13 protein-coding genes are annotated in these 11705 nt (G+C 65.2%); all 13 read right to left on the bottom strand.

The annotated features are described in order from the left end of the window. Positions 1-2 precede the first annotated feature (2 nt). Complete coding sequence (locus C8D03_RS09085) at positions 3-767, bottom strand: cephalosporin hydroxylase family protein (RefSeq protein ID WP_108045970.1); 765 nt, start codon at positions 765-767, stop codon at positions 3-5. A 48-nt stretch (positions 768-815) separates the two neighbouring features. Next, a complete protein-coding gene (locus C8D03_RS09080) occupies positions 816-1715 on the bottom strand; it encodes an NAD-dependent epimerase/dehydratase family protein (RefSeq protein ID WP_210203913.1) in 900 nt (299 codons plus the stop codon). 21 nt (positions 1716-1736) lie between these two features. After that, complete coding sequence (locus tag C8D03_RS09075; RefSeq protein WP_210203912.1) at positions 1737-2987, bottom strand: class I SAM-dependent methyltransferase; 1251 nt, start codon at positions 2985-2987, stop codon at positions 1737-1739. After that, positions 2984-3757 carry a glucose-1-phosphate cytidylyltransferase gene (gene rfbF, locus C8D03_RS09070; RefSeq protein ID WP_108045967.1) on the bottom strand — a complete coding sequence of 258 codons (774 nt, stop codon included), beginning with the start codon at positions 3755-3757 and terminating at the stop codon, positions 2984-2986. Before rfbF ends, C8D03_RS09075 begins: the two co-directional genes overlap by 4 nt. A gap of 5 nt (positions 3758-3762) precedes the next feature. Beyond that, a complete protein-coding gene (gene rfbG, locus C8D03_RS09065) occupies positions 3763-4839 on the bottom strand; it encodes a CDP-glucose 4,6-dehydratase (protein ID WP_108045966.1) in 1077 nt (358 codons plus the stop codon). Positions 4840-4944: 105 nt separating this feature from the next. Then, positions 4945-5907, bottom strand: coding sequence for a glycosyltransferase family 2 protein (locus C8D03_RS09060; protein WP_181300820.1), 963 nt, complete (start codon positions 5905-5907; stop codon positions 4945-4947). A gap of 88 nt (positions 5908-5995) precedes the next feature. After that, positions 5996-6865, bottom strand: a complete 870-nt coding sequence (locus C8D03_RS09055) for a sugar nucleotide-binding protein (RefSeq protein WP_108045964.1) — start codon at positions 6863-6865, stop codon at positions 5996-5998. A 21-nt stretch (positions 6866-6886) separates the two neighbouring features. Further along, complete coding sequence (locus tag C8D03_RS09050; RefSeq protein ID WP_108045963.1) at positions 6887-7807, bottom strand: transketolase family protein; 921 nt, start codon at positions 7805-7807, stop codon at positions 6887-6889. Further along, positions 7804-8646, bottom strand: coding sequence for a transketolase (locus tag C8D03_RS09045; protein WP_108045962.1), 843 nt, complete (start codon positions 8644-8646; stop codon positions 7804-7806). The genes C8D03_RS09050 and C8D03_RS09045 overlap by 4 nt, the downstream gene beginning before the upstream one ends. 7 nt (positions 8647-8653) lie before the next feature. Then, on the bottom strand, positions 8654-9646 hold the full coding sequence (locus C8D03_RS09040) for a GDP-mannose 4,6-dehydratase (protein ID WP_108045961.1): 993 nt from the start codon (positions 9644-9646) through the stop codon (positions 8654-8656). A 22-nt stretch (positions 9647-9668) separates the two neighbouring features. Then, a complete protein-coding gene (locus C8D03_RS09035; protein ID WP_282568587.1) occupies positions 9669-10172 on the bottom strand; it encodes an NUDIX hydrolase in 504 nt (167 codons plus the stop codon). Next, the gene (locus tag C8D03_RS09030) at positions 10169-10828 is read right to left on the bottom strand and encodes a class I SAM-dependent methyltransferase (RefSeq protein ID WP_108045960.1); all 660 of its coding nucleotides are present in this window, start codon (positions 10826-10828) and stop codon (positions 10169-10171) included. Before C8D03_RS09030 ends, C8D03_RS09035 begins: the two co-directional genes overlap by 4 nt. Next, on the bottom strand, positions 10821-11705 hold the full coding sequence (locus tag C8D03_RS09025; protein WP_108045959.1) for an NAD-dependent epimerase/dehydratase family protein: 885 nt from the start codon (positions 11703-11705) through the stop codon (positions 10821-10823). Before C8D03_RS09025 ends, C8D03_RS09030 begins: the two co-directional genes overlap by 8 nt.

Below are 11705 nucleotides of genomic sequence, written 5' to 3'. Positions count from 1 at the left end.
TGTCAGGAAACGCGTTTCAGCCAAGCATTGGGCCAGGCCGTGACCCACCGGTTGAGTTCGCTCTCGTTGAAGGGCATCGCCGGCTCCTCCACCACGAAATCGGCGCGGCGCGCAGCGAAATCGACTGCGGCGCGCGACGGGTTGTCGCGGTCCCATCCGGGCTGCCCGCGGGGCGTGTCGTAGACCATCTCCATGATGCCGTCAGTGGCCACGATGTACGAGCCCGACGTGACCAGCGGCGAGTAGGCGTCGAGCTCCGCCATGACGTGGTCATAGGAGTGGTTGGAATCGAGGATGACCAGAACGACGTCCCCCGGCCGGATCGCCGAGGCGGCCTGGGCGACGATGCCGGGGGCGACCGAGTCACCCTCGACCAGCGTGATCATGCCGGCGAGCTCATGGGCCTCGATGGCCTTGCGGTTGTGCGGGCGGATCTCGATATCGACGCCGACGACCCGGCCGTTCTCCTTGCCCATCGCCTTGAGCAGGGAGGCCGAATAAATCAGCGAGCCGCCATGGGCGACGCCGGTCTCGATGATGACGTCGGGCTTCAGCCGGTAGATCGCCTCCTGCAGGCGGATCATGTCATCTGGGTGCTGGATGACCGGGCGCCCCATCCAGGAGAAGGTGTAGGAGTACTTCTGGTTCCAGCTCGTCTTCAGCCAGAGCTGCGCCAGCAGGTCGAAAGCTTCACGACCGTAGAGATCGACAGTGGCGCCGTCGTCCTTCTGGACGGTCTTGGCATTCGTATCGATGATGAGGCGCATCAGGGGCAGGACTTTCGTCGGGTTAGCGGAGATGGGCCTGTGCCCTTTTCATTGTTCGCCTTGTAGGCTGCTTTGCAGCACCGTATCAAGCCCACGCAGAAGAGGCATATGGGGGCGCCACTGAAGGGTCCCCCGCACCTTCGCGGGATCGGCAACGAGCTTGGCCGGCTCGCTCACCGGGGTCGGCCTGGCGCCGAAGCGGAGCAGGTCGTTCCGCCCCAGGCGCCCCGCGATATGCTCGATCGCCACGGCAAGCGCCGTCGCCTCGCCGCTCGCCACGTTGAAGGCTCCGCTGGCCTCGGAAATCAACATCCGCACGAGCAGATCGGCCGCGTCGGGTGCATAGATGAAGTCGCGTTCCAGGCTCCCGTCGCCGAGCAGCATCGGGCGCCCCGCCTGCAATTCGGCGACCAGGCTCGGCAGAAGCCGGCCCTGGGTGTCGCCTTCGCCGTAAGGCAGAAAGACCCGCCCCCAAGCCGCGCGAAAGGTCCCGGCCGCCTCGAAGGCCTGAGCCGCCGCCCAGCAGGCGGCCTTGCATTTGCCGTAGAGGGTCGCTGGCCTGATCGGCGTCGTGTCCTCCGCATAAGGCTTGCTACCCGACCAGTCGTATTCGGCGCAGGTGCCGACCCCGACAAACTGCCGCCCGCCGCTCTCCGCGAATGCCGCCATCAGAGCGATGCTCGCCTGCAGCCAGGTGAGATTGGCGGGGTCGCTCCAGAAGCGGCCGGGCACCGCGAACCAAGCATTGTGCAGGAGATGCGTCGGCCGCGCCTCCGCCATCAGGCGTCCCGCCATGCTGGGGTCGAGAAGGTCGCCCCGATGCCAGGTCAGCCGGTCATGGGCCCGTCCTGTCCCGGTCCGGCTGACGGCATGGATCGCCATGCCGTCGACCTGCAGAAGCCGATCGAGCAGATGGCTGCCGAGAAAGCCGGACGGTCCCGTGAGCATGACCGTCGCCATGGCGCGACCTCAGACGATCTCGACCGCGGGCACGGGGACAATGAAGCGGCCACCGCCCTCCCGGTAGGCCTGCTGCTGCGCCAGGATTTCGTCCGCGAAGTTCCAGGTCAGGAGGACGGCGTAGTCCGGCCGGCGCTCCAGAAGCGCTTCCGGCTTCAGGATGGGCAGATGATTGCCCGGGGTGAACAGGCCCTGCTTCAACGTCGAGCGATCGACGACGAAGTCGAGCAGGGACGCGTCGATACCGAACGCATTCATCAGGGTGCTGCCCTTGGCCGAGGCGCCGTATCCCGCGATCGTGCGCCCCTCCGATTTCAGCCGGCGCAGGAGCCCGACCAGATCTGCCTTCAGCGCCTCGACCTTCTCCGCGAAGCTCTCGTAGAAGCCGAAATCGCCCATGTCCTCCCGCGCCTCGCGCTCCAGCATGGCTGTGACGCGCGGCGACGGAGTCGACCCCGCCTCATGGCCGATGAACATCCTGAGCGAGCCGCCGTGGATCTCGACCTCCTCGACATCGACGAGGCGCATGCCGAGGCGTTCCACCATGCGATGTACTGACGTGAGGCTGAAATAGCTGAAATGTTCGTGATAGATCGTGTCGAATTCGAGCTTGCGGATCAGCGTGCCGAGATAGGGGGCCTCGATAACGACAATGCCCTCCGGTTTCAGGACGGCCTTAAGCCCCTGAACGAAGTCGCTCGGGTTAGGAACATGGGCGAAGACGTTATGGGCATGGATGACGTCGGCGAAGCGCCCCTCGGAGGCGAGGCGCTGTCCGAGTTCGGCGCCGAAGAACTCCACCAGCGTTGGGATGCCCTTCTCCCTGACCGCCATCTCCGCGATGTTCTCGGCCGGCTCGATGCCCTGCACCGGGATGCCGCGCTGCTTGTAGTATTGAAGCAGATAGCCATCGTTGCTGGCGATCTCGACCACGAGCGCGTTGGCCCCCAAGGCTCGCTCCGCGACCATGCGTTCGACCAGCGTCCTCGCGTGACGCAGCATCGTCTCCGAGAACGATGAAGCGTAGAGATAGTGCCTGAACAGGCGGTGCGGGATCACTGTCTCGCCGATCTGTACGAGCGTGCAGTCCGGGCAGAAGAACAGCGCCAGAGGAAAGCGGTCCTCTTCTCCGGCGGCCACCTCTTCCGCCGTCAGAAGAGAGTTCGCCAGCGGCACGCGGCCGAGGTCGAGCACAGGCTTCAGAGTCGAGCAGCCGCAAGCGCGGCAGCGATGCGAGTTCATGGCTGAAAGTTCGGTCATTTGTCCCATAGCTTCCAGGGCGCGCGGCCGCTTTCCCATAGCCCCTCAAGCGTCTGTCGGTCGCGCACGGTGTCCATGCATTGCCAGAACTGTTCGTGGCGGTGGGCGACAAGGCGCCGATCGGCGGCAAGGCGCTCGAGCAGGTCGACCTCGAGCACGTCCTCGTCCGACTTCAGATAATCCATGACGCCAGGCTCCATCACCATGAAGCCGCCATTGATCCAGCCCTCGTCGGTCTGGCGTTTCTCGGCGAAGCCGGTGACGTGATCGCCCTCGAAGGCGATGCCGCCGAAGCGAGCGGGTGGACGCACCGCCGTGACGGTCGCGAGGCCACCGCGCTCGCGGTGGAGCTTGAGCAGGGTGGGCAGATGCACGTCGGAAACGCCGTCGCCATAGGTCAGCATGAATGGCTCATCGCCGAGCAGATGCGAGAGACGGCGCAGCCGGCCTCCGGTTAGCGTCTTCAGGCCGGTATCGACGAGGTGGACGGTCCAGTCTTCCTGGCTGCGGCGTGTCTGCGTCACGCTGTTGCGGCGCAGATCGACCGTGAGGTCGCCGGCCAACTCGCCATAATGGAGAAAATAGTCCTTGATCACGTCGCCCTTGTAGCCGAGCGCGACCACGAACTCGTTGAAGCCCCAATGGGCGTAGATCTTCATGATGTGCCAGAGGATCGGCGCACCGCCGACCTGGACCATGGGCTTCGGCGTCAGAACCGTCTCTTCGGAAAGCCGGGTGCCGAAGCCTCCTGCGAGAATGACGACCTTCATTCAGGCTATGTCTCCTGCTCGGCCGTAACCAGAGCCGCATAGCGCTCGATCTGATCGATCGTGTACCCGCGCATGTCGGTGCCGGCCATGTGGTCGCGATACCATTCCGCGGTCCAGCGGATGGTCGTGTCAAAATCGAGCCGCGCCCGCCAGCCCAATTGCCGCGAGGCCTCGGTTGGGTCGAGTCTCAGTAGCGCGGCCTCGCGCGGGTGGTCGCCATTGGCCTGGATCCAGCCGGGCCTTCCGCCAAATTCCGCGCCGAAGCGTTCGACGACGTCGGCAACCGTATAGGACATCGCGGGATCGGGAGCAAAATTGAGCGCGGCGGGTGCGGCTTCCTGCTGCTGGATCATCTTTTGGGCCAGCGCGAGATAGCCTGCAAGCGGCTCCAAGACATGGAGCCACGGGCGGACGGATCGCGGATAGCGCAGGCAGATCGGCGCCTCGGCGGCGAGCGCGCGGACGAGATCAGGAATGAGCCTGTCGGCCGACCAGTCGCCTCCTCCTACGACATTGCCGGCACGCGCCGAAGCGATGCACGCCGAGCCCTCCGAACGGAAGAAGCTGGCCCGGTAGCTCGCGGTCACGATCTCCGCGCCGGCCTTGGAGCTGCTGTAGGGGTCGTGACCGCCCAGTGCATCGTCCTCGCGGAAGGGCCGGCCCTCCTCCTTGTTCTCATAGACCTTGTCGGTGGTGATCACCACGGCTGCCCGCACGGACGGGCAGGCACGCACTGCATCGAGCAGATGCACGGTCCCCATAATGTTGGTGGCGAAGGTTTCTACCGGCTGGGCGTATGAGAGACGAACGAGCGGCTGCGCCGCCATGTGGATCACGATCTCGGGCTCGACGTCCTGCAGGAAGTAAGTGATCGGGCCCGGCTCGCGGATGTCGCCGATATGTTCGCGGACGAGCGCCGGGCGCAGCAGTTCATAGGGGCTGCTGCTGCGATCGGGAGCCAGGGCAAAGCCGCTGACGCGGGCGCCCAGACGTTCCAGCCACGTCGCCAGCCATGCCCCCTTGAAGCCGGTATGGCCTGTCACGAGCACGCTGCGACCGCGCCAGAATTCGGGTTTCAGCATAAGCCGGATCGCTTGGAATGTCTGGCTGGAGGGCTCGGTGCGTGGCTCTTAAGCCTTCGCCCCAAGCCTGTAAAGCCAGGCCGGGAACCGCAAAACGGCTTCATTTCAGCGGCCGGCCAACTGTCGCCGCATCCATTGCCGCAAGCCCAGGGGGGTCAGCGGGCGCAGCTTCGCCCAGGCCTCGCGCAGGATCAGCATTCCGGCGAGGCGCGGGCTGACGAAACGCCGGCCCCGCTCGGTCGCCAGCAGCCAGCCCAGCGTGCGCAGGCGCATCTCCGGGATCATGCCGGCGCGCTTGAAGCGCTCCGCCACGTCGGAATAATCCTGCTCGATGGCGACGAGACATTTTTCGAGCAGGCGGCGCTGCCCCTCGGCCGAGCGCACGCCCCGCTCCCCGTAGCCCTTCGGATTGACCGTGAAATGCGCCAGCGCGCGCGGCACGTAGACGGCCCCGTGCCGGAAGGACATCACGAGGTTGGCCATCCAGTCGGCCTGCCATTCGAGATCTTTCCGGAACCCGCCGAGCGCGCTGATGGCGGCACGCCGATACACCACCGTGTTGGAGGAGATCGTGAAGGAGTTGCGCCGGAAGACATCCTCCATCTCCTGCGGATCGAAGTAGCGCGCCTGCGTCGCCAGCGACAGCGGGACGCGCTCCACGATGTCCCCGGGGAGGACGAGTCGGGATGGGTCGAGGAAGCTCAGTCCCGCGCGGGGATGCTGCGAAAGCGCCTCGACGGAGGCCTGCAGGAACTCCGGCTCGACCACGTCGTCAGCCGCGGAAAATGTCACGAATTCACCCGTCGCCACGGCAAGTCCGGACGCGACGCCGGCATTGGGGCCGCCGTTGACCTCGTGACGCAGCAGCCGGACTACGTCGGGCGCCTCGCGCACCAGGGCCACGGCCACGGCGACGCTGTCATCGGTCGAACAATCGTCGATGATGATGATCTCGGTCGGCTTCAGCGTCTGTGCGAGATAGGCCCGAATCGCGCGCGGCAGCACGGCGCCGTGATTGTAGTTCGGGATGATGACCGAAACCGTCGGGCGAATATCGGCGGGTTCCAACACGGATTCCGGCACAGGCTGGAGAGATCGGACAGGGACGGGCAGACATAGAGCATTTCGCCGCGGCAGGCCAAGCGCCGGGCGCATTTCAGCCCAGAGACGGGGCGAAGACCCTGTCGACGGCGGCGAGGCCGGGGGAGGGGCGCCAGGATGAGGCGGCTTGAAGCCGGCGCGTATCGAGGCTGGTGAAGCGCGTGACCTCGTTTGGAGGAATGCCGGCCGAGGCCGCGTCGATAGCTTCGACGAGGCTTACGGGCACGCCCAGCCGCCGCGCGAGATGGCCGGCGATCGCTGCATAGCTGACGTCGTCGCTGGCCGAAACCTGGTAGCGGCCGCCAGCGCCGTCTGCAATCACGGCCAGAAGTGCCGCCTCGACGTCGTCCAGCGTGATCGGCGCCACGGTCATGTCGGTAAAGGACCGTACCGGTGACGAAGCCTTCAAAGCCGCGATCCAGCCATTGAGCAGCGCGATGTCGGGCGTCAGCACCTTGGTGAGTCGCAGCACGGATATTGACGGGCCGAGCGCGAGCAGCGCCGTCTCGGCCTCGGCCTTCATCCGGCCATAGGCGGATAGCGGGCTCATTGGCGCATCGGCCGCCATATTGGGTGCGAGGCAGTCGAAGACCGCGCTAGTGGACAGCAGCACGACGCGGGCGCCGGCCGCTTCATAGTGCCGGCCGACCTGTGCCGGCACCGCGACATTGACGCGCCGGGAGAGCTCCGGCTGCTCGCGGCAATCGGCGAAGCGCGCCATCGCGGCGCAGATCAGGACGATCTCCGCCGACGGCAATGCCATAGCGGAAAACGCCGGATCGGCGAGATCGGCAAGCACGCGGCCTGGACCGAGCGTATCGGACCGGCGCGTCGTGCCAGTGACGTCATGGCCGAGCGCCGTGAGGCGGCCGGCCATGTGCCGGCCGATGGCGCCGTCCGCCCCCAGGATCACGATGCGCGCCACGTCGGGGCTCCCCGAAGCGGCTCAGCTCAGGCCAAGCGCGTCGCTGATCCGCGGCACCGAAAGCCCATGCGCGGCGAGGATGTCGTCATGGCTGCCATAGCAGTGGATGAAGGCGTCCTGCAGCGTGAACACGTCGACGCTGGCTTTCGCCTTGATCTGCCAGGCGAGCTGCTGCACCTGCATGGAGAGGCTGCCGTTGGGAGCGCATTCCTCGATTACCACGACCTTCTCGTAGCGCGACAGGATCGCCGCGATACCGTCCCGGTCGAAAGGCTTGACCGTGTGCATCGAGTAGATCGCCGCGCTCTGGCCGCGCTCCTTGAAGCGCTCGGCCACGCCGAAGGCCTGCTTCATGATCGTGCCGTAGGAGATGATCGCGACGTCGTCGCCCGGGCGGATCAGGCGGATCTTGCCGAACTGCCAGGGCTCTGGCGCGTCCTTGGTGAAGTCCGGCTCACCGGCCTTGCCGAGACGCAGATAGACCGGTCCCTGCTCCTGCGTGGCGCACCAGCGTGTCGCCAACTCGACCTCGGCCGGATCACAGGGAGCAATGACCGACATGTTTGGCAGTGTGCAGGCGATGGCGACATCCTCCTGCGCGTGATGTGTCGCGCCCAGCGTCGAATAGGTCACGCCGCCGCCAATGCCGACGATGGTCACGGGAAGGTGCTGGTAGCAGAGATCGTCGCGCACCATCTCGAAGGGGCGATAGAGCGTGAAGGTTGCGATCGTGTAGGCGAAGGGCCGCAGCTTACGCTGCGACATGCCCGCCACCATCCCGATCATGATCTGCTCGGAGACACCGGTGTTGATGAAACGGCCCGGAAACTCCTCGCGGAACTTCGCGATCGAGCCTGCGGGCGAGATGTCGGCCACGACGATGCAGAGCCGGGAATCCTCCTTCCCGAGCTCATAGAACGTGTCGGCGAACTTGTTCCTCATGCCTCGATTTCCTGCAGCGCCTGCTGATACTCGCTACTGTTCGGCGAGCGGTAATGCCAGATCGGGATGTGCTCCATATAGGAGACGCCCTTGCCCTTGATCGTTTTGCAGATCACCAGCAAGGGTTTGCCGCCCTTGCGACGTCCGATCGCCTCGAACATCGCCTCCTCGTCATGGCCCTCGACCTCGACGGCCTCCCAGCCGAAGGCTTCGGCCTTGGCGACCAGCGGATAGAAGGCCTTGTGGCCCTCGCTCATCCGCTCGAGCCCCGAGAAATCGTTGTTATCCATGAAGCCGATGAGGTTATCGAGGCCGAGATTGCCGGCCATCATCATCGCCTCCCAGGTCGAGCCCTCCTGGAACTCGCCGTCGGACAGCACACAGAAGATGCGGGTGTCCGTGCCCTTGAGCTTCTCCGCATGGGCCTGGCCGGTGGCGATGCCGAGGCCGTGGCCGAGCGAGCCTGTGGAGGCCTGGATGCCCGGCACGCCGTAGTCCGGATGGGCGCCGAGGCGTCCATCGGGCTTGCAGTAGGCATCGAGATCGGCGCGCGAGAGGATGCCGCGCTCCTCCAGGATCACGTACTGGATCATGCAGCCATGGCCCTTGGACATGATGAACACGTCCTGCGAACCGTCAGCCTCCGGGCGCATCAGCGTATTGTAGACGAAGTCCGTGATCTCGGTGCATGAAAAGGCCGGCGCGACATGCAGCGCCGAGACCTGTTGCGAGATCTCCAGGATGCGTCTGCGATAGGCACGGCAGCGCTCCTGCGCCGCCGCCTTGTCGAAGCTGTTGCGCGGCGGGGCCGCCACGCTCAGGTCGGGCGTGATCGTCATGGCCGGTTCATCCCCGCAGAACGTAGTCGGTCGAGACGGTGCGCAGCTCGTCGATATATTTGCGGCCCCAGGCGACCATCTCGTCGAGACCCTCGTCCCAGCCGATCTGTGGCTCCCAGCCGAGATCGTTCTTGATCTTGCTGGAGTCGAGCCAGTAGCGCGAATCCTGGCCGAGCCGGTCGCCCGACATGGTGCAGACCTCCTCGAACGGCATGCCGAGCGCCTTCGCCGTGCGCTCCACCACTTCGCGGATCGAGGTCGGGTTCTTCGGGCCGGCATTGTAGATCTCGCCGAAAGGCGCCTTCTCCGCCACGAGATGGATCGCGCGGCCGAGATCGCGGGCGTGCAGATAGGACTTTTCGGCGCGGCCGCCGCCATGCAGCGGCAGCTTGTTCCCCGTCAGCCCGCACCAGATCGTCTTCGGGATGACACGATGCAGAAGCTGGCCCGGGCAATAGGCGTTCGACGGCCGGATCACGTTCATCGGGAACTTCAGGAACTTGTGGACCGACTCCAGATACATGTCGAAGGCGACCTTCGAGGCCGCATAGGGGCTCGAGGGCTTGATCGGCTCGTCTTCCTTGGTGGCATGCTCGACCGAGCCATACATCTCGGACGTGCCGATCTGGATGAAGCGCTCCAGCCAATCGCGCTTCATCAGCTCCTCGGAGAGCTTGGCGAGCGCCATCGAGTTGGTCTCGAAGAAGCGCCAGGAGTGCTTCCAGGAGACGGCGCCCTCGCCCTGCGCGGCGAAGTTGACGATGACGTCGGGCTTCTCCTTGTCGAGCAGTTCGAGCAGCAGGTCCATCTCATAGGTCAGGTGGCGGGCGTGGTAGACGTAGCCCTCGCGCTTCTCGATGCCGAGCGAGAACGGCTCGCCACGCAACGGATTGCGGCCGATGCCGATGACCTTCTTGGGGTTGGCGTGGTCGAGCAGATAGAGCGCGGCATGGATGCCAAAGCTGCCGCCGCCGCCCAGGATGCAGTAAGTCTTGCCCATCGGAACTCTCTTCTCGTTGGCTCTAATTCGGTTGGGAGGTGTCGTCGACCCAGACACCGTTGCGCCAGTTGTGGTGCAGCCAGATGGCGAAGGAATCGTAAGGCACGATGCGACGGTTGATCAGCAGATCGCCGACGCTGACGGCTTCGAAGGCGCTTCCTTCCGTCAGGACGAGACCGTTGAGATCGGACGCCTTCATCGCGACCTCGTAGAAAACTCTGACCGACCGGCTGGCGCCGATGCTGTCGAAGCCGAAATTCATCGTGGTGAAAAAGGTGACGGCACCGGTATCATAGCCGAGTTCCTCCCGCAATTCGCGGCGCAGGGCGGCTTCGGCATCCTCGCCGTCCTCGATCGCGCCACCGAACAGCCCCCAATGGTCGGGATAGAAGATACCCGGCTTGTCATCGCGCAACTGCATGAGATAGCGGCCGTCGTCGAGCATGATCAGAGCCGCCGCCGCGTCCTTGAAGTTCAATCTGGCGGGAGCCATGAACAGGTTGCGCGATAGCAGCGGATCGCTCATTCGATGATCGTCCAGTTCCAGTCACCGGTGTAGCCGGCGTCCTCGAACACGGCGATCCACTCGTTCGGATAGCCATAGAACTCGGCCGTCAGGACCCAGCTCTCGAAGACCGCCTTCTGCTCCTCGTTCAGGTAGCTGTCGACGACCACGAAGGATTTGTTCGTCTTCGAGACGCGTTCGATCTCCGCCATCGCCTTGATCGCCCGTGGGCGCGGGAAATTATGGATGGTGTTCAGCGAGATGACGCAATCGAATGCGTTGTCCGGGAAGGGCAGTTTCTCGGCGGTGCCGAGATGAAGCCGCCCGGCCAGCTCCTCGGGAGCGTTCAGGATCGCATAGAGCGAGACGTCGAGCCCGAAGACCTCGAGGCCCGGACATTCCAGCATCAGGTCCTTGACCAAGAAACCCTTGCCGCAGCCCACATCGAGCACCTTCATACCCGGCTTGAGGCCGTAATGCTCGATGATGTCGCGCGCGACGGCGCGCCAGCGACCGTCATAACGATAGCCGCCGTAGCCGTATTCGCGCGGCCCATCCCAATACATCTCGCCATACTGCTTGGCGATGGCGATGATCGCCGGGTCCTTGGCCTCCGAGCGCTTCTGGATGTTGCGCTTGGGCTTGGGCAGCGAGCGCAGCAGATCGACCTCAGCCATTGGGGAACTCCGTCGCTTGCGCCCGCACCATGCCGCTCTCCAGATCCGTATAGACGAAATCCGGGAAGGCGGCCGTCGTGGCGGCGATGTCGAAAGGACGATAGCCGTTATGCGGCATCGGGCCGGACCGCGGCCGGCTCTTGATGACGACCTCGCGACCCGCGATCCGGCCCGCGGCGGCGGCGATGTCGCGGAAGCTGGTCACCTGGCCGGAGGCTGCGTTCAGCGTGCCGGTCGAGCGCCTGAGCAGGATCCGCGTGGCAAGCTCGGCGACGTCTTCGACCGCGACATGATCGCGCCGCTCTTCGCCCTCGCCGAACAGGACGATCTCCTCGCCCATGTTGGCCTTGCGGCGGAACATGTTGGGTCCATAGCCGCTATGCGGGTCCGACGCACCATAGATCAGCGTGGGCCGCAGCGTAGCGAACGGCAGGCCGAGGCCGGAGAGAGCAATCTCGCGCGCCAGATGCATCGCGCCATGCAGGCTGCCAGGCGCAGCAGGCGCGGCCTCCGACAGCGGCACCGGATCGTCGCCATAGACGGCATCGGAACTGATGTTGAGCAGATGCGCGACCGGCTTCGTCTGCAGCGCGTCGACCAGCGTCGCGATGATGCGGGCGTTGACCAGAAAATCGGCGGCATTGCGGCAAGGCGCCTTGGCCGAGATGGCGACGACGCTGTCGGTGGGCTTCAGGAAGGCGGCGAGCGTCTGGCCGGCGCCCTCCGAGACCAGATCGACCTCGGAGCGCCCCAGCGCGAGAACCGTCACGCCCTCCTTCGCCAGCCGCGCGATCAGCGCCTTGCCGACGAAGCTGCCGGCGCCGATGACGACGATGCGTTCTGGCTTGCCGCCGGCGGCTGCGTGATGCGTCAGCAT

Source organism: Bosea sp. 124 (assembly GCF_003046175.1).
GTDB lineage: Bacteria > Pseudomonadota > Alphaproteobacteria > Rhizobiales > Beijerinckiaceae > Allobosea.
The sequence above is the reverse complement of the archived record's forward strand: the minus strand, read 5'-3'. Positions and strand labels throughout refer to the sequence as shown.

Excerpts from the sequence above, each read along its gene's own strand:
- C8D03_RS09085 (WP_108045970.1), bottom strand. The coding sequence starts at position 767 with ATGCGCCTCATCATCGATACGAATGCCAAGACCGTCCAGAAGGACGAC.
- C8D03_RS09030 (WP_108045960.1), bottom strand. The coding sequence starts at position 10,828 with ATGGCTGAGGTCGATCTGCTGCGCTCGCTGCCCAAGCCCAAGCGCAAC.
- rfbF (WP_108045967.1), bottom strand. The coding sequence starts at position 3,757 with ATGAAGGTCGTCATTCTCGCAGGAGGCTTCGGCACCCGGCTTTCCGAA.
- rfbG (WP_108045966.1), bottom strand. The coding sequence starts at position 4,839 with ATGCTGAAACCCGAATTCTGGCGCGGTCGCAGCGTGCTCGTGACAGGC.
- C8D03_RS09050 (WP_108045963.1), bottom strand. The coding sequence starts at position 7,807 with ATGAGGAACAAGTTCGCCGACACGTTCTATGAGCTCGGGAAGGAGGAT.
- C8D03_RS09025 (WP_108045959.1), bottom strand. The coding sequence starts at position 11,705 with ATGCTGACGCATCACGCAGCCGCCGGCGGCAAGCCAGAACGCATCGTC.
- C8D03_RS09040 (WP_108045961.1), bottom strand. The coding sequence starts at position 9,646 with ATGGGCAAGACTTACTGCATCCTGGGCGGCGGCGGCAGCTTTGGCATC.
- C8D03_RS09075 (WP_210203912.1), bottom strand. The coding sequence starts at position 2,987 with ATGACCGAACTTTCAGCCATGAACTCGCATCGCTGCCGCGCTTGCGGC.
- C8D03_RS09035 (WP_282568587.1), bottom strand. The coding sequence starts at position 10,172 with ATGAGCGATCCGCTGCTATCGCGCAACCTGTTCATGGCTCCCGCCAGA.
- C8D03_RS09080 (WP_210203913.1), bottom strand. The coding sequence starts at position 1,715 with ATGCTCACGGGACCGTCCGGCTTTCTCGGCAGCCATCTGCTCGATCGG.
- C8D03_RS09045 (WP_108045962.1), bottom strand. The coding sequence starts at position 8,646 with ATGACGATCACGCCCGACCTGAGCGTGGCGGCCCCGCCGCGCAACAGC.